This window comes from Arthrobacter sp. ok909, from assembly GCF_900104405.1.
GTDB lineage: Bacteria > Actinomycetota > Actinomycetes > Actinomycetales > Micrococcaceae > Arthrobacter > Arthrobacter humicola.
In genome coordinates, this window is record NZ_FNJS01000029.1 from 14,068 (window position 1) to 31,684 (window position 17,617).

Annotated in this window: 17 protein-coding genes; 5 read left to right on the top strand and 12 right to left on the bottom strand. The window is 68.3% G+C overall.

Annotated elements, in window-relative coordinates:
* Nucleotides 1–2: 2 nt before the first annotated feature.
* The 7 genes from folP to dacB all read right to left on the bottom strand — a co-directional run bounded on the left by folP (nt 3) and on the right by dacB (nt 8,422).
* A complete protein-coding gene (gene folP, locus BLR03_RS18600; RefSeq protein ID WP_091255508.1) occupies nt 3–935 on the bottom strand; it encodes a dihydropteroate synthase in 933 nt (310 codons plus the stop codon).
* Between the two features lie 11 nt (nt 936–946).
* On the bottom strand, nt 947–1,591 hold the full coding sequence (folE, locus tag BLR03_RS18605) for a GTP cyclohydrolase I FolE (RefSeq protein ID WP_091255510.1): 645 nt from the start codon (nt 1,589–1,591) through the stop codon (nt 947–949).
* A 9-nt stretch (nt 1,592–1,600) separates the two neighbouring features.
* Nucleotides 1,601–3,676 (bottom strand): ATP-dependent zinc metalloprotease FtsH, encoded by a 2,076-nt coding sequence (ftsH, locus tag BLR03_RS18610; protein WP_091255512.1) that lies wholly within the window; start codon nt 3,674–3,676, stop codon nt 1,601–1,603.
* Nucleotides 3,677–3,873: 197 nt separating this feature from the next.
* Nucleotides 3,874–4,425 carry a hypoxanthine phosphoribosyltransferase gene (gene hpt / locus BLR03_RS18615; RefSeq protein ID WP_091255514.1) on the bottom strand — a complete coding sequence of 184 codons (552 nt, stop codon included), beginning with the start codon at nt 4,423–4,425 and terminating at the stop codon, nt 3,874–3,876.
* 30 nt (nt 4,426–4,455) lie between these two features.
* Nucleotides 4,456–5,493 (bottom strand): tRNA lysidine(34) synthetase TilS, encoded by a 1,038-nt coding sequence (gene tilS, locus BLR03_RS18620; RefSeq protein ID WP_175460615.1) that lies wholly within the window; start codon nt 5,491–5,493, stop codon nt 4,456–4,458.
* A gap of 98 nt (nt 5,494–5,591) precedes the next feature.
* Nucleotides 5,592–6,809, bottom strand: a complete 1,218-nt coding sequence (locus BLR03_RS18625) for a zinc-dependent metalloprotease (protein WP_254788589.1) — start codon at nt 6,807–6,809, stop codon at nt 5,592–5,594.
* A gap of 110 nt (nt 6,810–6,919) precedes the next feature.
* Entirely contained in the window at nt 6,920–8,422 is a 1,503-nt protein-coding gene (dacB, locus tag BLR03_RS18630; protein WP_091255516.1) for a D-alanyl-D-alanine carboxypeptidase/D-alanyl-D-alanine endopeptidase, read from the bottom strand.
* Between the two features lie 144 nt (nt 8,423–8,566).
* Between dacB and BLR03_RS18635 the strand changes: the two genes are divergently transcribed.
* The 3 genes from BLR03_RS18635 to BLR03_RS18645 all read left to right on the top strand — a co-directional run bounded on the left by BLR03_RS18635 (nt 8,567) and on the right by BLR03_RS18645 (nt 10,594).
* Complete coding sequence (locus BLR03_RS18635; RefSeq protein ID WP_091255519.1) at nt 8,567–9,058, top strand: inorganic diphosphatase; 492 nt, start codon at nt 8,567–8,569, stop codon at nt 9,056–9,058.
* A 100-nt stretch (nt 9,059–9,158) separates the two neighbouring features.
* Nucleotides 9,159–9,914, top strand: coding sequence for a DUF429 domain-containing protein (locus BLR03_RS18640; RefSeq protein ID WP_091255521.1), 756 nt, complete (start codon nt 9,159–9,161; stop codon nt 9,912–9,914).
* A gap of 80 nt (nt 9,915–9,994) precedes the next feature.
* Nucleotides 9,995–10,594, top strand: coding sequence for a MarR family transcriptional regulator (locus tag BLR03_RS18645; protein ID WP_091255523.1), 600 nt, complete (start codon nt 9,995–9,997; stop codon nt 10,592–10,594).
* A gap of 54 nt (nt 10,595–10,648) precedes the next feature.
* Here BLR03_RS18645 and BLR03_RS18650 read toward each other — a convergent pair whose 3' ends face one another.
* Together BLR03_RS18650 and serS are read right to left on the bottom strand one after the other, a co-directional pair.
* Nucleotides 10,649–11,551 (bottom strand): HAD family hydrolase, encoded by a 903-nt coding sequence (locus tag BLR03_RS18650; protein ID WP_175460613.1) that lies wholly within the window; start codon nt 11,549–11,551, stop codon nt 10,649–10,651.
* A gap of 148 nt (nt 11,552–11,699) precedes the next feature.
* Nucleotides 11,700–12,980 (bottom strand): serine--tRNA ligase, encoded by a 1,281-nt coding sequence (gene serS / locus BLR03_RS18655; RefSeq protein WP_091255525.1) that lies wholly within the window; start codon nt 12,978–12,980, stop codon nt 11,700–11,702.
* 78 nt (nt 12,981–13,058) lie between these two features.
* Between serS and BLR03_RS18660 the strand changes: the two genes are divergently transcribed.
* Complete coding sequence (locus tag BLR03_RS18660) at nt 13,059–14,123, top strand: diacylglycerol/lipid kinase family protein (protein ID WP_091255527.1); 1,065 nt, start codon at nt 13,059–13,061, stop codon at nt 14,121–14,123.
* A gap of 41 nt (nt 14,124–14,164) precedes the next feature.
* On the opposite strand, the gene BLR03_RS18665 is transcribed toward BLR03_RS18660, so the two are convergent.
* The 3 genes from BLR03_RS18665 to BLR03_RS18675 form a co-directional block, all read right to left on the bottom strand.
* On the bottom strand, nt 14,165–14,386 hold the full coding sequence (locus BLR03_RS18665; protein WP_091255530.1) for a hypothetical protein: 222 nt from the start codon (nt 14,384–14,386) through the stop codon (nt 14,165–14,167).
* Nucleotides 14,387–14,480: 94 nt separating this feature from the next.
* Nucleotides 14,481–15,464 carry a prephenate dehydratase gene (pheA, locus tag BLR03_RS18670; RefSeq protein WP_091255532.1) on the bottom strand — a complete coding sequence of 328 codons (984 nt, stop codon included), beginning with the start codon at nt 15,462–15,464 and terminating at the stop codon, nt 14,481–14,483.
* An 18-nt stretch (nt 15,465–15,482) separates the two neighbouring features.
* Entirely contained in the window at nt 15,483–15,809 is a 327-nt protein-coding gene (locus BLR03_RS18675) for a rhodanese-like domain-containing protein (protein WP_091255534.1), read from the bottom strand.
* 375 nt (nt 15,810–16,184) lie between these two features.
* Here BLR03_RS18675 and BLR03_RS18680 point away from each other — a divergent pair, with 375 nt between their 5' ends.
* The gene (locus BLR03_RS18680; RefSeq protein ID WP_091255536.1) at nt 16,185–17,612 is read left to right on the top strand and encodes an amidase; all 1,428 of its coding nucleotides are present in this window, start codon (nt 16,185–16,187) and stop codon (nt 17,610–17,612) included.
* Nucleotides 17,613–17,617: the final 5 nt, after the last annotated feature.

Here is a 17,617-nt window from a genome sequence, read left to right on the forward strand (position 1 = left end):
GATCAGTTGGTGCCGGCGGCGGCCGGTGCCGGGGGTGCCATGCGGGCGGCGACCTTGACGGCGTCCAGGCTCGGGCCGACGTCGTGCACCCGCACCGCCCAGGCGCCGCGGAAGGCGCTGATGGCGGTCATGGCGGCGGTGGCGGCATCGCGTTCAACCGGCTGGGCGGCCTTGCCGGCCACGGTCAGGAGGCTGCCGAGGAAGCGCTTGCGGGAGCCGGCCACGAGGACCTTGTGGCCCATGGCCTGCAGGACGTCCAGGCGCTGCAGGAGTTCCCAGTTCTGGACGTCGTTCTTGGCGAAGCCCAGCCCCGGGTCCACGATGATCTGTTCCGGGCTGACGCCTGCGGCGTAGAGCTTGTCGCGGACGCCGGCGAGTTCGGCGACGACGTCCCGGGCGACGTCATCGTAGTCGGTGAGGTCATTCATGGTGCTGGCGTCGCCGCGGCGGTGCGTCAGGATATAGGGCGCCTTGGTCCGGGCGGCCAGTTCAGCCATTTCCGGTTCGATAGTCAGGCCGGAGACGTCGTTGATGATCGCGGCGCCGGCTTTCAGGGCGGCGGCCGCCGTCGCGGCGTGGGTGGTGTCGATGCTGACCAGGGCGCCGGCCTTGACCAGGGCCTCGATAACCGGCAGCACGCGGCGTTGTTCCTCGTCCACGCCGACCGCCGTGGCGCCCGGACGGGTTGATTCGCCGCCGACGTCGATGATGTCCGCCCCGGCGTAGAACATCCGCAGGCCCGCCGCGATCGCGGTGTCCGGCGTCGCGTAGTCGCCGCCGTCGCTGAAGGAATCGGGGGTGACGTTCAGGATTCCCATGACGAGTGTCCGGTCCGCGGGCAGGTCCTGGAACTTCGCTGCCGGGCGCGGTTTGCGCAGGATGGGCAGGGGCGAGGTTGCGGGGCCGGTCCCTGGGGCTGCAGCTAGGGAGTCCATAGTCTGTTTACTTACCTTCCGAGTATGAGGCTCATGGCTTCGGCGCGGGTGGCCGGGTCGTGCAGTTGCCCGCGCACTGCGCTGGTGACGGTCTTGGCGCCGGGCTTGCGGATGCCCCGCATGGACATGCACAGGTGCTCGCATTCGACGACGACGATCGCGCCGCGCGGTTTGAGGTGGGTGACGAGGGCTTCGACGATCTGGGTGGTCAGGCGTTCCTGGACCTGCGGGCGCCGGGCGAACATGTCCACCACGCGGGCCAGCTTGCTCAGTCCCGTGACCTTGCCGTCGTGCGAGGGGATGTAGCCCACATGCGCCACCCCGTGGAACGGCACCAGGTGGTGCTCGCAGGTGGAGTAGAACGGGATGTCCTTGACCAGTACGAGTTCCTCGTGGTCGAGGTCGAACGTGGTGGCCAGGATCTCCGCGGGGTCGTGGTGCAGGCCGGCGAACATTTCGGCATAGGCCTTGGCCACCCGCTTCGGGGTGTCCAGGAGTCCCCCGCGGTCCGGGTCCTCGCCGATGGCCAGCAGGATTTCCCGCACGGCCGCCTCGATCCGGGGGCGGTCCACTTGGGTGCTTGGATGCTGGGCTTCCCCGTCCCCCGCCGAAGGGGCAGCGGGGGCGGGAACGTCGTCGTCGAAGTTAGAAGTCACAGAAGAAGCCTAGCTGGGAAGGCCGTCAGTCCCGATATCGGTAACGCCGCCGGCTCCTCCTTCGAAGGACTCCTGTCCGGGGACACCCTGGGCGTGCGGCGGCCGGGCGTCCAGCGGCTCTTCGAGCCGTGCCTGGGTCGCTTCCTCCTGCGCTTCGCGTTCGGCCTTCTCCCGGCGGGATTCCACCGGGCCGGCGGACAGGATCGGGCGGGTCTCCTTGGAGAGCCAGACCTCGCGGAAATCACGCTTGCGGATGTTGGTGAAGACCTGGGCGATTTCGGCCTGGTTCAAGGTTTCGCGTTCCAGCAGTTCCAGCGCCAGCTGGTCCAGGACGTCCCGGTTTTCGGTCAGGATGGCGTAGGCCTCGTCATGGGCGCCCTCGATGAGGCGCCGGACCTCCTCGTCGACGATGTAGGCGATCTGGTCGGAGTAGTTGCGCTCGTGGCCGGCGTCGCGGCCCAGGAAGGGCTCGCCGCCGCCCTGGCCGAGGCGCACCGCGCCGACGCGTTCGCTCATGCCGAACTCGGTGACCATCTTGCGGGCGATCCCGGTGGCCTTCTCGATGTCGTTGGACGCGCCGGTGGACGGGTCGTGGAAGACGAGTTCCTCGGCCACCCGGCCGCCCATGGCGTAGGCCATCTGGTCGAGCAGCTCATTGCGGGTGATGGAATACTTGTCGTTTTCCGGGACCACCATGGTGTAGCCCAGGGCCCGGCCGCGGGGCAGGATGGTGATCTTGGTGACCGGGGCGGAGTTCCGCAGGGCCGCCGCGACGAGGGCGTGGCCGCCTTCGTGGTAGGCGGTGACTTTGCGCTCGTGTTCCTTCATGACCCGGCTGCGCTTCTGCGGGCCTGCCATGACGCGGTCGATCGCCTCGTCCAGCGCGCGGTCATCGATCAGGTTGGCGTTGGAGCGCGCCGTCAGCAGCGCGGCCTCGTTCAGGACGTTGGCGAGGTCCGCGCCCGTGTAACCCGGGGTCTTCTTGGCGACGGCCTTGAGGTCGACGCCGGGCGCCATCGGCTTGCCCTTGGCGTGCACCTGCAGGATCTGGTCGCGGCCGATCAGGTCGGGGGCCTCGACGGAGATCTGCCGGTCGAAGCGGCCCGGCCGCAGCAGGGCGGGGTCCAGGACGTCGGGCCGGTTGGTGGCGGCAATCAGGATGACGTTGGTCTTGACGTCGAAGCCGTCCATTTCAACCAGCAGTTGGTTGAGGGTCTGCTCGCGCTCGTCGTTGCCGCCGCCGATTCCGGCACCGCGGTGCCGGCCGACGGCGTCGATCTCATCGACGAAGATGATGGCCGGTGCGTTGGACTTGGCCTGTTCGAACAGGTCGCGGACACGGGAGGCGCCCACACCGACGAACATTTCCACGAAATCGGACCCGGAGATGGAGAAGAAGGGCACGCCGGCCTCGCCGGCGACGGCGCGGGCCAGGAGGGTCTTGCCGGTGCCCGGAGGGCCGTAGAGCAGCACGCCCTTGGGGATCTTGGCGCCCACGGCCTGGAACTTGGCCGGCTCCTGCAGGAATTCCTTGATCTCCTCAAGTTCCTCGACTGCCTCATCGGCGCCGGCGACATCGCTGAAGGTCACCTGGGGCATGTCCTTGTTGACGAGCTTCGCCTTGGACTTGCCGAACTGCATGACCTTGGACCCGCCGCCCTGCATCCGGGAAAGCAGGAACCAGAACAGGACACCAAGGAGCAGCACGGGCACCAGCAGGGAGAAGAGCCCCGAGAACCAGTTGTTCTCGATCGGCTGGTCCGTGAAACCGCCCGACGGCTTGGCATCCGTGACCGCCTTGACGACGTCCTGGGCACGGGCGTTGACGAAGTAGAACTGGACGTTCTTGCCCTTGTCCTGCCCGTCGACCTGCAGGTTGTCCTTCAGGACCAGGTCCACGCGGTTCTCGGCGTCGAAAATCTTGGCCTGTTCAACCTTGCCGGCGGAATTCAGCAGTTCAAGGCCTTTGTCGGTGTCAATCCGGCTTGCGCCGCCCGGCGCCAGAGTGGCGAAGGCAAGCAGCAGCATGGCCACCACGACGACAATCCAGATGCCCGGGCCCTTGAAGAAACTCTTAGCTTTCATCTGTTCGGGGCTGGCCCCGTCCCTCCTGGTAGTGCTGCACGGCGACCGTTCTGCGCGCGTGTGGTGCTGCATCAGGTTCTAGCTATACACCGTCGCACTAACTCACGCACGGTGAAGTGCAAAAGTTCCCTGTGGGCGTAGCGGGACGCGGCGCCCCGCCGCCCGGTCCCGGGCGGGGGCGTCTCCGCGTGAACGATCTATTCGTATACGTGCGGCGCCAGGGTGCCGACGAAGTCCAGATTGCGGTACTTCTCGGCGTAGTCCAGGCCGTAGCCGACGACGAACTCGTTGGGAATGTCATAGCCGACGTACTTGACGTCGATCTTGACCTTCGCGGCCGTCGGCTTGCGGAACGCGGTGCAGATTTCCACCGAAGCGGTGCCGCGGGATTCCAGGTTGGTCTTGAGCCAGGAGAGCGTGAGGCCGGAGTCGATGATGTCCTCGACAATCAGGACGTCTTTGCCCATGAGGTCGGTGTCGAGGTCCTTCAGGATGCGGACCACACCGGAGGACTGGGTGCCGGAGCCGTACGAGGACACGGCCATCCAGTCCATGGAGACGTGGCTGTGCAGTGCGCGGGCGAGGTCTGCCATGACCATCACGGCGCCCTTGAGCACGCCGACGATCAGCAGATCGCGGCCCTCGTAGTCCTTGTCGATCTGCGCCGCGAGTTCGGTGATCCGTTGCTGGATCTGTTCCTTGGTGTAGAGAACGTGCTTGAGGTCTGCCTGGACGTCGTTTGAATCCACCAATGGCTCCTGTGTAGATGCGGGGTGCGACTATTTTCGGGGCGGCTGTTGAGGCCGGAATACAAGCTTCCCACAGCGGGCGGGTTCCCGGGGAACGCCGCCGGCGGCGGACGGCTGCTCCGCCAGGAGCTGCGAGAGCGAGAGCCGATAGACGCTGACCGAGCCGGGAAGCTCCACCGGGCCGGCCGATCCCCGCCGGCGCAGCAGCGCTTCGGCGGCAAGCAGGCGCTGGTAGCTGGGCTGTTGACCGCCGACGGCGGCGGCGGCCTTGGCGATCACCCGGAACCTCACGGCCGGGGCCAGGTCCCGCAGCGCCGCCTCCGGAAGGCTGATTTCCTCCCCGTCCTGCTCCTGCAGCCGGTCAAAGGTGTCGTTTGCCACGTCCTCCAGGTAGTCGGCGTCGAGCTGCAGGATCGCGGCCGTGCGGGCGAGGGATTCGGCGACGCCGGGGCCGAGCTTGTCTTCCAGCAGGGGCAGCACCTCAACCCGGGTCCGGGAGCGGGCGTAGGCGGGATCCGTGTTGGACGGGTCGTGCCAGGGTTCCAAGCCCTCCGCCTGGCAGATCTCCAGGGTGTCCGCGCGCCGCAGGCCCAGGAAGGGGCGCAGGAGCCGGCCCCGGGAGGGCCGCATCCCGGCGAGGGACCGGGTGCCGGAGCCCCGCGCCAGGCCAAGCAGCACTTGCTCGGCTTGGTCATCGAGGGTGTGGCCGAGCAGGATCACGCCGGCGCCGGCCTCGTCCGCGGCGGCGTCGAGGGCCGCGTGGCGGGCGTCCCGGGCGGCCGCCTCCGGGCCCATGCCGGTGGCGGAGACGTCGACTGTGCGGATCTGCACGGGAGAGAGCCCGAGGTCCTCGAGGGTCCGGGCGGTGGTTGCGGCGACCGCGGCCGAGCCGGGCTGGAGCTGGTGGTCCACCACGACGGCGCCCACGGACACGGGGTGGCCGTCGACATGGCCCCGGCGGCCGAAGTGGGCGGCGACGGCCGCGAGGGCCAGCGAGTCAGGGCCTCCGCTGCAGGCGACCAGGACACGTTCCGGGTAGCCGGCGGCGCCAAGCGCGTCCTGCAGCATTTTCCGCGCGGTGCCGACCACGGGCGCCAGGCGGCGGGGCCGGCGTCGGCCGCTGGACACCGACGACGAACCGGCGGGGTTACGGGCTGTCATGGCCGCTAGAGGCCCATCCGGTCGAGCCAGAGCTTGGAGTCGTGGATCTCGGCTTCGGTGGGGAGCCGGTCAGCGGACTCCCAGACTTTGTTGAAACCTTCCATGCCGACGGCGTCCACTACTTCCCGGACGAATTTGGAGCCGTCACTGTACTGGCGCATCTTCGCGTCGAGGCCGAGCAGGCTGCGGACGAATTTTTCGATCATGCCGCGATCCTTGCCGCGGGCGTTGAAGCGCTGCCGGATGGTCTTCACCGAGGGAACGATGCTGGCGTCCACGGCGTCCATGACCACGTTGGCATGGCCCTCGAGCAGGCTCATGAGCGCGGTCAGGCGGGACAGGGCGGCCTGTTCCTCCGGGTTCTGGAGCAGGTCCAGGATGGCGCCCCTGCCGGGGGCGGCGCCGGGTGCGGCGCGGTCCTTCAATGACTTCGCGGCCGCGGAGGCCCGTTCCATCAGGGAATCGACGTTGCCGAGCAGCTGGCCGCTGAGGTTTTCGATCTCGTCCAGCATGTGGTGCCGGAGCCACGGGGCGGCGGCGAACTGCACCCGGTGGGTCTGTTCGTGGAGGCAGACCCAGAGCCGGAAGTCGGCAGGGGTGACGTTCAGTTCACGTTCCACGGAGATGATGTTCGGCGCCACGAGCAGCAGGCGGCCGGCAGCGGGGGCCGTGGAGTTCTCGGCGAGCGCGGAGAAGGGATCGTACTGGCCCAGGACCTTGCTGGAGAGAAACGCAAGGATGGCGCCGAGCTGGCTGCCGGTGATGGCACCGCTGACGCTCGCGGCTCCGGGGTTGAGGGTGCCGCGGCCCTCGAGCATCTTTTCCATGGCGGGCCCGAGCATGACGGCGAAGCTCTGCGTGTTGGCCTTGGCCCAGGAGGCGCGGTCCACCACCAGGACCTCGGAATCGCGCAGGTCCCGGGCGGCGTCGAGGCCGGTGATGTCGTGGACGTGCGGCACGGAAATGTCCGCCATGAGCCGCAGGTTCTCAACGGCGGCGCCGATCTCGGCAGCGCTCAGGACGGGACCGGCCGGTGTCAGGCGCGCGGCCGTCGAGGCGGCAAGCTCCCAGTTGATCAGATCCTGGGCCTGGACCGGCGTGCCGCCTGAGGTCGTGCCGTACGGCTTGCTGTCTGTCTTGCCTGTGTTTGTCTTGCCCGTGTTTGTCTTGCCTGAGTATGTCTTGCCTGATGTCTCGCTCGCAGAGGACTCCATGGGGTCCATCAGATCACAGGGCCCCGACAATCCGCCTTAATTTTCGCTGACCGGCGAACCGGCCGGCGAACCCGAGAGTTGAATCGGCCGGGCGCAGGTTCAGGGCGGCACTCCGCCGGTCAGCGGCAGCCGCAGCCGGCCAGGACGGAGGCGGAGCGGTCCGGGGCGGCCTTGTTCGCGGCGCCGGGGGTCAGCCCGTTGCCCACGAAGGAGAAGACCAGCAGCCGGCCGTCGGCGTCCACGACGTACCCGCTGAGCGCTATGACCGTGTTCAACGTGCCTGTTTTGGCGCGCACCAGCCCCGCCCCGGCGGCCGTCGCGGCGTCCGTGTACCGGTCCCCCAGGGTGCCGGTGAGCCCGGCGACCGGGAAACCGGCGAGGGCGGCGCGCAGCCTGGTGTCCGAGCCGGAGGTCATGGCCCGGACCACGTCCGTGAGTTGCCGGGCCGAGACCTGGTCGGCCGGGGCCAGGCCGGAGACATCCGCGGCCCGGAGGGCATCCGTGGAAACGCCCAGGTCCTTGACCTGCTGCAGCACAGCGGCGATGGCGTCGTCGCCGCTGCCGGGCCGGCCGGCGCCGAGGGCGGTCATCCGTCCCATCACCTCGGCGAGGTAGTTATCCGAAGTCTGCAGCATGAGGTCCACCTGCTGCCCCACCGTGGCGGACTGGACCTCGGCCAGGACTTTCGCGTGGGCACTGTCCGGCGTGGCACCGGCCTGAACGCGGGCGACGCCCGGTGCCACGGTCAGCCCCGCGGACGCGGCAGCCGCCGTGAGCCGGGCGGCGAAGGCCTCGGCGGCGGTCATGGCGGCGTCCTGCGGGCGGGGTCCGGTGGTTTTGGCCGGATCGAACCGGGCCGAGTTCAGTGCCAGCGGATACACCGGGGCCATTTCGCCGGCGGCGACGTCCTCGGGACTCCAGGCCTGTCGGAGCGGCGGTCCGGTGAAGAGGGAGTCATCGAGCAGGACGCGCACGGTGCCCGTGGCTGCGCTGCCAGCGGCACCGTCCTGGAGTGCCCGGACGGTGGCCTGGGCGAGCGTGGCCAGCCCGGCACGGCCCAGGACCGCCCCGGGATCGGATTCGCCCGTACCCAGGAGCACGTCTCCGCCGCCGGTTAGCACCACCGACCCGGGCGTGGGTCCCGCCAAGACCCGCGTGCTGAAGCGGTGGTCGGGGCCCATGACGCGCAGGGCCGCGCCGGCTGTGAGGAGCTTCATATTCGACGCCGGAATGCGGGCCTCGTCGGCGGACCGGTCAAAGAGCACCTGCCCCGTGGTGGCGTCCTGGACGATCCCGGTGAAGGTGCCGCCGCCGTCGGTCTTCAGGGTCTCGTTGAGCCTGTCCGCGAGGGCGGCGCCGGCGGGAACGGGTGCGGTATCAGTGAGGGGACCGATCCCGTCTGATCCGTTGGGATCGCTCAGTGTGGCGGGAACCTGCTGCCAGGGCGGGGCTGCCCGGGATGCGCCCGGGGACCGGTCCGGGCCGAGGAAAGCCGGGGCGACGGCGATGCCGGCCGGCAGTGCCACGGCCGTTACCAGGAGGGTCTGGAGCAGCAGTACGAGGATCCCCCGACGCCTGCCGGGCACCGGCCTGGTGCCCTCGGGGCTGGTTCTCGGTTTCATGCTTCTGCTGGTCCTTATAGTCCTGAAATGTCCCCACTAGTTCCTGAAACCAGCGCCTCTCGCTATATCCTCAATAGTAGTCGGCGGCACCGACAGCCTTTATGCACGTGCCGCGCACCCCCTGAAGTCGTCAAGGAGCATTCCATGAAGCATGACGTGACTATCGAGATCCCCAAGGGATCGCGCGTCAAGTACGAAGTCGACCACGAGACCGGCCGCGTCCGCCTGGACCGCGTCCTTTTCACGTCGATGCAGTACCCCACCCACTACGGTTTCTTCGAGAACACCCTGGGCGAGGACGGAGATCCGCTGGATGCGCTGGTGCTCCTGCAGGACTTCGACCTCTACCCCGGCGTAATCGTCGAGTCCCGCCCGATCGGCGTCTTCAACATGACCGACGACGGCGGCGGCGACGCCAAGGTCCTCTGCGTGCCGACCGATGCGCGCTTTGACCACATCAAGGAAATCAGCGACGTCAGCGAGTTCCTGATCAGGGAAATCGAGCACTTCTTCACCCGCTACAAGGACCTGGAGCCGGGCAAGTGGGTCAAGGCCGAGGGCTGGGGCGACCGCGCCGCCGCCGAGGCCGAGCTCGAGGCCTCCATCAAGCGCTACGTTCCGGCTGCCGGACACTAGTCGTTTCCGCCCTGCAACGCGGGGTCACGTACTGCCGTTCCGGAGCTCCGGAACGGGCGGTGCGTGACCCCGCGTTCTTTCATGGCGTGCGGGCACACCGGTGAGGACCCTCGGCGTCGACCTCGCTGCGGCCGCGAAGAAGACGGCCGTGGCCGTCATCGAATGGGCCGACGGCGCGGCACACCTGGCGCATCTGTCCCTGGACGTCGGCGACGAAGAGATCGTCGGGCTCTTCGGCAGCAGCGATATGACCGGGATTGACTGCCCCCTGGGCTGGCCCGACGCCTTTCTTCCCTTCCTTGCGGGGCACCTGACTTTCGACGCCGGGCCGGTGCTCGGCTACGACGGGATCGAGGGCCGTCGTCTGCTCGCCTACCGGGACACCGACCGGTTCGTCACGGCCAGAACCGGTCTGATTCCGCTCAGCGTGTCCGCCGACCGATTGGCCCACCCGGCCATGCGGTGCGCCGTGATCCAGGCCAAGATCGCCCGGGACGCGGGGCCGCAGGCCCGGGACGGCTCCGGTCGCCTCGCCGAGGTTTACCCCGCGGCATCCCTGAAACTCTGGGGGATCCAGGCCCGCGGTTACAAGGGACGCGGGGCCCCGGAAGCGGAAAAGCTGTCCTCGGCGCTGGCGGACCTGGCCCTGAAAGCCCCGTGGCTGGACCTGGCGGGGTACAGGGATGACGTTGCCGCCTCCGATGACATGTTTGATGCCGTCATCGCCTCGCTGACGGCACGGGCCGTCAGCCTGGGGCAAACACTGCGCCCCGGGTCCGGCGATGCCGCGCCAGCCGTCAGCGAGGGGTGGATCCACCTGCCGTCCGGGCAGCTTTCCGGGCTCGCGGGCGGCTAGCCGCCTCCGTTACGGCCCCGGCACGGCGGCCCTGCCGCCAACTTGCCCCCGAACTGCCACCGGGTAGTGTGTGATCCAGAATGTTCACGCTGACCATCAATCAAACCGACAGCCGGCGCGACGGCGACCGCGTGCCGCAGCTCCTGAAGGACCTGCGGCACATCCCGGCGCGCCTTGATTTCGACCGCTCCGTGGAGGACGAGGTCCAGGGCATCGTGGACTGTCCGCATCAGGCGGTGGAGGCGGCCATGATCGCCCTGCGCAGCGGCAGCTGGTATGTGGGCATCGGGGTGGGCCCGGTGAACGAACCCCTGCCGAACCAGATCAAGGACGCCTCCGGCCACGGGCTGATCTATGCCCGGCGCGCCGTGGACCGCCTGCGGAACGGCAAGGACCGCATCCGGGTGGCCGTGGAGGGCCCGCTGGCGGACGTCGCAGCGGAGGCCGAAGCCGTGCTGCGCCTCCTGGGCCACATTGTGCACGACCGCAGCCACGCTGAATGGCGGGTCCTGGATCTGCTCACTCCCGGAGTCCGCGGCCAGCAGAAGGCCGTCGCCGAGGAACTCGGGATCACCACGCAGGCCGTCAGCAAGGCCGTGGCCCGGTCCCAGTGGAACGAAGAACACGCGGCACGTCCCGCGGCGGCCCGGCTCCTGGGCCTCATCCTCGACGTCCGCTAGCCCGACATCCGCAGGCCGGCACAGGCCGGGCTTCCGGACCGCCCGGCCGGGCGTCTAAAGGAGGCTGCGCAGCACGTGCGCGGCGCCGTCGTCGTAAACCGACTTCGTCACCTCATCGGCCGCGGCAATCACTTCCACCGGGGCCTGCCCCATGGCCACGCCGCGGCGCGCCCAGGTCAGCATCTCGATGTCGTTGCGGCCGTCGCCGACGGCGATTGTGCGGTGTGCTTCAATGCTGAGCCGGCCGCGGAGGTGCTCCAGCGCGCTGGCCTTCGTGACGCCGGCGGCGGCAATGTCCAGCCACGCCGTCCAGCCCACCGAATAGGTCACGCCCGCAAGCCCGATGTGGCGGATCGCGGCGTTGAACTCCTCCGGGGTGTTCTCCGAGCTGAAGACCACCACGCGGACGGCGGTTGCCTCCAGCATGGTCTGGAAGTCGACGCCGACCGCCTCGACGCCGAAGCTGGCATCCTGGAAGCGTTCGGTGGACAGGAAGTTGCCGGACTCGTCCTCAAGGGCGTACTTGGCCGAGGGCAGCCGCTTGCGCAGGGCGCGGAGGGCCGGACCGGGGTCGAAGGTTGCCTTGTGGATGACCTCGTAGCCGTCGGATAGTCCGGAGTCGACGCGCAGGATCACGCCGCCGTTGGAGCAGACCGCGTAACCGTCCTCGATCCCGATGTGCTCGATGACCGGCAGCGTGGCGTTGAGGGAGCGGCCCGTGGCGATCGTGACGTGGTGGCCTGCGGCCACGACGGCCTGGGCGGCCTCGCGGACCGGGACCGACATGTGGCCGTCGTGGTCCACCAGGGTGCCGTCGACGTCCAGGGCGACCATCATCTTGTCGCCGGGGCTCTTCGGGGCCGTGTTGTTCCGGGCCCCGGTGTTCTGCATGTTGTTCTCGTGTGTGGTGCGCCGGTCATCGTTGCCGGCGACTGAGGATTCAGTCATGGTTGTCATCTCATAAGTAGAGCAGAGACCCCCGACTGCCGCTAGGACTCAGGCCACAGCAGGGCGTGAATTTGCGGTAAACACCCACAGCCTGTCCACAGTGTGAATGTTTACCCGGCGGCGGGCGGGGGCCCGGCTGGTAGTTAGGGGTCGGTGGTTAGAGAACGGGGAAGACCGTCATGCCGCCGAGGTACTTCTGCAGGGCGGCGGGGACGTTGACGGAGCCGTCAGGGTTCTGGTGGTGTTCCAGGATGGCGACGATCCAGCGCGTGGTGGCCAGGGTTCCGTTGAGCGTGGCCACGGCCCGGGTGCCCTTGGGCGCACCGTCCTCGTTCAGGACACGCTCGCGGATATTCAGTCGGCGGGCCTGGAAGGTGGTGCAGTTGGACGTCGAGGTCAGTTCCCGGTACGCGCCCTGGGTGGGGACCCAGGCTTCGCAGTCGTACTTCCGCGCCGCGGAATTGCCCAGGTCCCCGGCAGCGGTGTCAATCACGCGGTACGGGAGCTCGCACTTGGCCAGCATTTCCTCTTCCCACGCCAGAAGGCGGGCGTGCTCGGCAGCGGCCTCTTCGACCGTGGTGTAGATGAACATTTCCACCTTGTTGAACTGGTGGACCCGGATAATGCCGCGGGTGTCTTTGCCGTGCGAGCCGGCCTCGCGGCGGTAGCAGGAGCTCTGGCCCGCGTACCGGATGGGACCGTCCGACAGGTCCAGGATCTCGTCGGCGTGGTAGCCGGCGAGGGCCACTTCGGAGGTGCCCACAAGGTAGAGGTCGTCTTCGGCGAGACGGTAGATCTCGGCGTCGTGCTTGACGTCAAAGCCGGTGCCCTGCATGGTTTCCGGGCGGACCAGGGTGGGCGTGATCATGGGGATGAACCCGGCCTCGATCGCCTGGTCCATGGCCATCTGGAGCAGCGCCATTTCAAGCCGGGCGCCGACGCCGCGCAGGAAGTAGAAGCGTGAACCGGACACCTTCGCCCCGCGCTCCATGTCGATGGCCCCGATCAGCTCGCCGATCTCCAGGTGGTCCCGGGGCTCGAAGTCGGGGAATTCGCGCGGCGTGCCGACGGTCTTGACAACGATGTAGTCGTCCTCGCCGCCGGCCGGGACGCCGTCCTCGATGAGGTTGGGGATGGTGCGGAGCAGTTCCTCCTGGGCGGCCTGGGCGACATCGGCCTCGGCCGATGCGGCCTTGACGGAGGCGGCAAGGACCTTGACCTCGGCGAGGAGGGCCTGCTTTTCCTCGCCCTTGGCCTGCGCAACCTTCTTGCCGAACACATTCTGTTCGGCCCGCAGGTTTTCGAACCGGATCAGCGCCGCGCGCCTGGCCGAATCCGCGGCGATGATCGCGTCCACCGCGGATTCGTCGGCGCCGCGGGCGCGCTGGCTGGCACGGAACTTGTCCGGGTTGTCGCTGAGGTCTTTTACGTCGATCACCAGACAAGAGTATCCAATCCGGTCGGCGTTACCGGGCAGGCAGGTCACGGGGCGCTGGCGGGATACTGTTGGATCACAATGCGCGACTGGCTGTTCTACCTCGTCATCGCTGGGGTCGTGGCGTTTGCCGCCTCCAGTTGGTGGGGGGTGCGTCGGCTGAGGGCCAAGCACACCCGCAGTGCCGTGTGGGAGCAAACCCACAGCCCGGACCTTGGGCGGCAGAAGGTTGCCGTGGTCCTGAATCCCATCAAGGCGAGGTCGGCAGAGGCGCGGGCACTCATTGAGGCGGCGTGCGCCGAGGCCGGCTGGGAGCCGCCCGGCATCTTTGAAACCACCGCCGAGGACCCTGGATTCTCGCAGGCCCGGGCGGCGGTGGCCAGCGGGGCCGACGTCGTCCTCGCCTGCGGCGGGGACGGGACCGTGCGCGTCGTGGCCGAGGTCCTTGCCGGGACAGACACCGCCATGGGCCTGATTCCGCTCGGCACCGGGAACCTCCTGGCCCGAAACGTGCATCTGGAGGTCAACGACCTCCAGGGCAACGTGGCGGCGGCCCTGTTCGGTCACCAGCGGTTCATCGATACGGCGCGGATGACCGTGGAGAATGTGCGGACCGGGGAGTCAGCGGAGCACACTTTCCTGGTGATCGCGGGCATGGGCATGGACGCCGAAGTGGTCAGTGATACCAATGACGGCTTGAAGAAGGCCGTGGGCTGGCTGGCGTATACGGAAGCCGGGGTGCGGCACCTCCCGGGGCGCCGCAAGAAGGTCTCGATTGCGCTGGATGACCAGCCTGAGCAGTCGCGGAAGATCCGCAGCGTGTTGTTCGCGAACTGCGGCCTGATTCCCGGGGGAATCGATTTTATCCCGCAGGCCATGATCGATGACGGGATGCTCGACGTCGTGGTGATGAGCCCGCGCAGTGCAATCGGCTGGCTGGCGATGTACACAAAGATCGTGCTGAAGCACAAGAAGGATCTGCCGGTCATGACGTATTACCGTTCCGGCAAGATCACCATCCGGTGCTCCGAACCCATGCCTACCCAGATCGACGGCGATCCTTCCGGCGAGGCCACGACGGTCACCGTCCAGGTGGCCCCCGGATCCCTGCTGGTCCGGGTCAAGGACGGGGCGGGAGGCGACTAGGCCCCCGCCGGTTAGTCTGACGGCGGCTACTCTGAGGGGGACTAGGCGCTGGCGGCCTTCTTGGCGTCTGCGGCTTTCTTCGCATCTGCTGCAGCTTTGGCGGCCCTGGCCTCGGACTGCTCGCGGATCATTGCCTGCTCCTCTTCAAAGCGCAGACGGTCCGCGCGGTCGGCGTCGTCGCCGTCCCAGTCCTGGTTGTCAGCTGTCGGCTTGGGATTAACAATCATTCCCTGGCCGTCATTGTCTGTGCTGGTTCCTGACATGACCCGCTCCCTCCGGTAGAGGACTTCCCCAATATGGATCAGGCAAGCATACGCACAGTTGGGAAGCGGTGGAAGTGCACCAGAAGGCATTTGCCTACGCTCTGGGCGAAGCCCCCGGCGTATATTCCGTCACGGCAGATGCGCCACTCAGTATGTCTCCGACCCACGCATGCGCGGCCCGGAATGCTTGATCCGAGGTATGCGGCGCCACGATGCTGCGGTGGCCGTCCGCACGCTGGTAGGAACCGAGGAAGCGAGTGGCCGGGCTGATGCGGTGGAGACCCGCGAGCGCGTCCGCTACCCGGGCATCGGCCACGTGGCCGTCGGCATCAATGCTGAAGAAGTAATGGCCCAGATACTGCCCGGTGGGGCGGGATTCGATCCGGCTCAGGTTGACACCGCGGGTGGCGAACTGGTCCAGGATCTCCATCAGCGCACCGGGCCGGTCCTCGGGCAGCGGGACCACCACCGTGGTCTTGTCCGCTCCGGTGCGGGCGGGCAGTTCGCCCGGGCGGCCCACCAGCACGAACCGGGTGACGGCGCCGGGGTTGTCGCCGATGTTTTCGGCAAGAACGGACAGGCCCGGCTGCTCGTGGGCCACGATCGGGGCGCAGATCGCGGCGTCGTAGTGGGCGCCGTCCGCGTCCAGCAGGCCCATGGCGGCCGCGGCGGTGGAAGAGCCGGGGATGTATTCCGCATTGGGAATATTGGCGTCCACCCAGAGCCGGCACTGGGCCCAGGCATGGCCGTGGGTGGAGACGCGCCGGATGTCCCCGATCTCCACGCCCGGCCTGGCCACGAGGACGAAGCTGATGGGCACCAGGGCCTCCCGGAGGATCCTGAGTTCCTTGCCGGTGGCGATGGCGTCGAGGGTCGCAGTGACGCCGCCCTCGACGGAGTTTTCGATCGGCACCATGGCCGCATCGGCAGAGCCATCCCGCACTTTGTCCAGCGCCGTGTTCACATTCGAGGACGGAATGCGGATGGCGTGCGCCGCGTCCGGAACCTGCATCAAGGCCGCCTCGGTGAAGGTGCCCTCGGGGCCGAGGAATGTGTACGTGACGGTTGGTGCGGGCATCGGCTTTTCCTTCTTCGGTTACAGGATGACTGGCTTGAGGCCGTTGTCGGACACGAGCGGCATGCCGGTCTCAACCCACTGGTCCATGCCACCGGCCACGTTCAGCGCGGAATACCCCATGCCGACGAGCCACTGGGCGGCCCGGTGGGAGCGGCCGCCCGTACGGCAAATGACATAGACGTCCTCGTCCGGGTCGAGCTCCTCGAGCCGGGCCGGCAGCTGGTCCAGGGGAATGTGCAGGGCGCCCTCGGCGTGGCCCGCGACCCATTCATAGTCCTCGCGGACATCAAGGATCTTGGCATCATCGGGGATGCCAGACACGCTGACGGTGTGGAAGTCGCTCATGTTCGCCCTTTCCGCAGATTTCAAGGTCCGTTCCCAGCGTATCCCCCGCCGCTGGAAGAGCGCCCCCGCAGGCGGCAGGTTACGCTTCTGGAGAGCGCAAAGGAGACCTCATGGCTGCCAAACACCCCGCGGAGCGGTCTGTCCGCGGTTCCCGCCGCGGGACATGCCCTCCCCTCGCTGCCAGGGTTGGGCATAATGCCACAGTGCCCGCCCGCAGTCCCCAGCAATGGACATGTCCTCCCCTCGCCATGACGGCGGGCCATGTTCCCAGTCCCGCCCTCCCCTTCCAATGGACATGTCCTCCCCTCACCGGGGCCTCCGCAGGGCACACCATGCCTGCCGAACGATTCCGGGACGGCCTGGAGCCCCGTTTCCTTGGCTGAAATCCACGAGCTCTCTGCTGTTCAACTCCGGGATGCACTCCGTTCCGGGGAACTCTCCGCCCGCCAGGCCACCGATCATTTCCTGGACCGAATCGAAGCCCAAAACGCGCGCCTCGGGGCTTTCATCACCGTCACCGCCGACCAGGCCCGGAAGGATGCCGCAGCCGCAGACCAGGTCCATGCCCTCCGAAGCCATGACCCGAGCGACGGCGGCCTGCCGCCGCTGCACGGCATGCCGCTCGCATTCAAGGACCTGACAGATGTGGCAGGGGTGATCACCACGCATGGGAGCGCCGCTCTGGAGCACAAACCGGCGCTGACGGACGGCGCCCTCCCCGCAGTGCTCAAGACCGCGGGGGTGGTGTCGCTGGGCAAGACGCAGGTCCCGGAATTCGGCCTGACAGCCTACAGCGAGAACCGGATCGCCCCGCCGTCGCGCAATCCGTATGCCCTCAGCCGCAGTTCAGGCGGATCCTCGGGCGGCAGCGCTGCCGCTGTGGCCGCGGGGCTGCTGCCGTTCGCCCCTGGATCCGACGGCGGCGGCTCAGTGCGGATTCCGGCCGCTGCCTGCGGACTCATCGGGTTGAAGCCCGGCCGCGGACTCGTGCCGGCCGGGGAAAGCTCAGGCGATCCGGCCCAGCTTGTGGTTGCCGGCCCGCTCGCCCGCTCCGCCGCCGACGCCGCCCTGATGCTCGATGCCCTTGTGCCCGGCCCGGCGGATGCCAGCTACCTCGAATTGACCGCCAGGGAGCCGGACCGGCTGCGGATCGGCGTCAGCCTGGACAGCCCGTGGCAGACGATTTTCCCTTTCACCCCGGACCGCGAGGCGCTCGATGCACTGGCCGACGGCGTCGCGCGGCTGGAGGCGTCCGGCCACGAGACCTCGGAGGCGGCGATCCGCTATGACAACCGCTACCCGGATGCCTTCACCACTGCCTGGACCGCCGGCGTCGGCAGCGCGCGAATAGCACCCCAGCGCGAGGCGCTCCTGACCCCACTCACCAGGACGTTCCGGCGGCGCGCGCAGCAGCGCAGTACGTCCAAGCTCAATGAATCCCTAGGGTTCCTGCGGCAGTTCCAGCGGGACACGATCGCCCAGTATGCCCCCTGGGACCTCATCGTGACCCCGGCCCTGGCGCAGACGCCCCGGCCGGTGGGCTGGTTCACCGGCGCGGCCCACGGCGTCGGCTACTGGCCGGCCGCTGAATGGGCGGGCGACGCCGACGGCGACTACCGCAAGCAATGCGAATACGCGCCGTGGTCCTCCATGGTGAACGTCTGCGGCCTGCCGGCCATCACGATCCCGGTGCACTGGACCGGCGGCGCCCCGGGTTCAGGCCTGCCGATGGGCATTCAGCTGATCGGGCCGATGGGCTCCGAGGGGCTGCTCCTGCAGGTGGCCGCCCAGCTGGGATTCTAGGCCGG

What these genes read in the sequence shown, in the direction of transcription:
- ftsH (WP_091255512.1), bottom strand. Translation starts at nt 3,676, where the DNA reads ATGAAAGCTAAGAGTTTCTTCAAGGGCCCGGGCATCTGGATTGTCGTC.
- tilS (WP_175460615.1), bottom strand. Translation starts at nt 5,493, where the DNA reads ATGCTGCAGGACGCGCTTGGCGCCGCCGGCTACCCGGAACGTGTCCTG.
- BLR03_RS18675 (WP_091255534.1), bottom strand. Translation starts at nt 15,809, where the DNA reads ATGAGCGACTTCCACACCGTCAGCGTGTCTGGCATCCCCGATGATGCC.
- dacB (WP_091255516.1), bottom strand. Translation starts at nt 8,422, where the DNA reads ATGAAACCGAGAACCAGCCCCGAGGGCACCAGGCCGGTGCCCGGCAGG.
- pheA (WP_091255532.1), bottom strand. Translation starts at nt 15,464, where the DNA reads ATGCCCGCACCAACCGTCACGTACACATTCCTCGGCCCCGAGGGCACC.
- BLR03_RS18660 (WP_091255527.1), top strand. Translation starts at nt 13,059, where the DNA reads ATGCGCGACTGGCTGTTCTACCTCGTCATCGCTGGGGTCGTGGCGTTT.
- BLR03_RS18635 (WP_091255519.1), top strand. Translation starts at nt 8,567, where the DNA reads ATGAAGCATGACGTGACTATCGAGATCCCCAAGGGATCGCGCGTCAAG.
- folP (WP_091255508.1), bottom strand. Translation starts at nt 935, where the DNA reads ATGGACTCCCTAGCTGCAGCCCCAGGGACCGGCCCCGCAACCTCGCCC.
- BLR03_RS18645 (WP_091255523.1), top strand. Translation starts at nt 9,995, where the DNA reads ATGTTCACGCTGACCATCAATCAAACCGACAGCCGGCGCGACGGCGAC.
- BLR03_RS18625 (WP_254788589.1), bottom strand. Translation starts at nt 6,809, where the DNA reads ATGGACCCCATGGAGTCCTCTGCGAGCGAGACATCAGGCAAGACATAC.
- BLR03_RS18665 (WP_091255530.1), bottom strand. Translation starts at nt 14,386, where the DNA reads ATGTCAGGAACCAGCACAGACAATGACGGCCAGGGAATGATTGTTAAT.
- BLR03_RS18650 (WP_175460613.1), bottom strand. Translation starts at nt 11,551, where the DNA reads ATGACAACCATGACTGAATCCTCAGTCGCCGGCAACGATGACCGGCGC.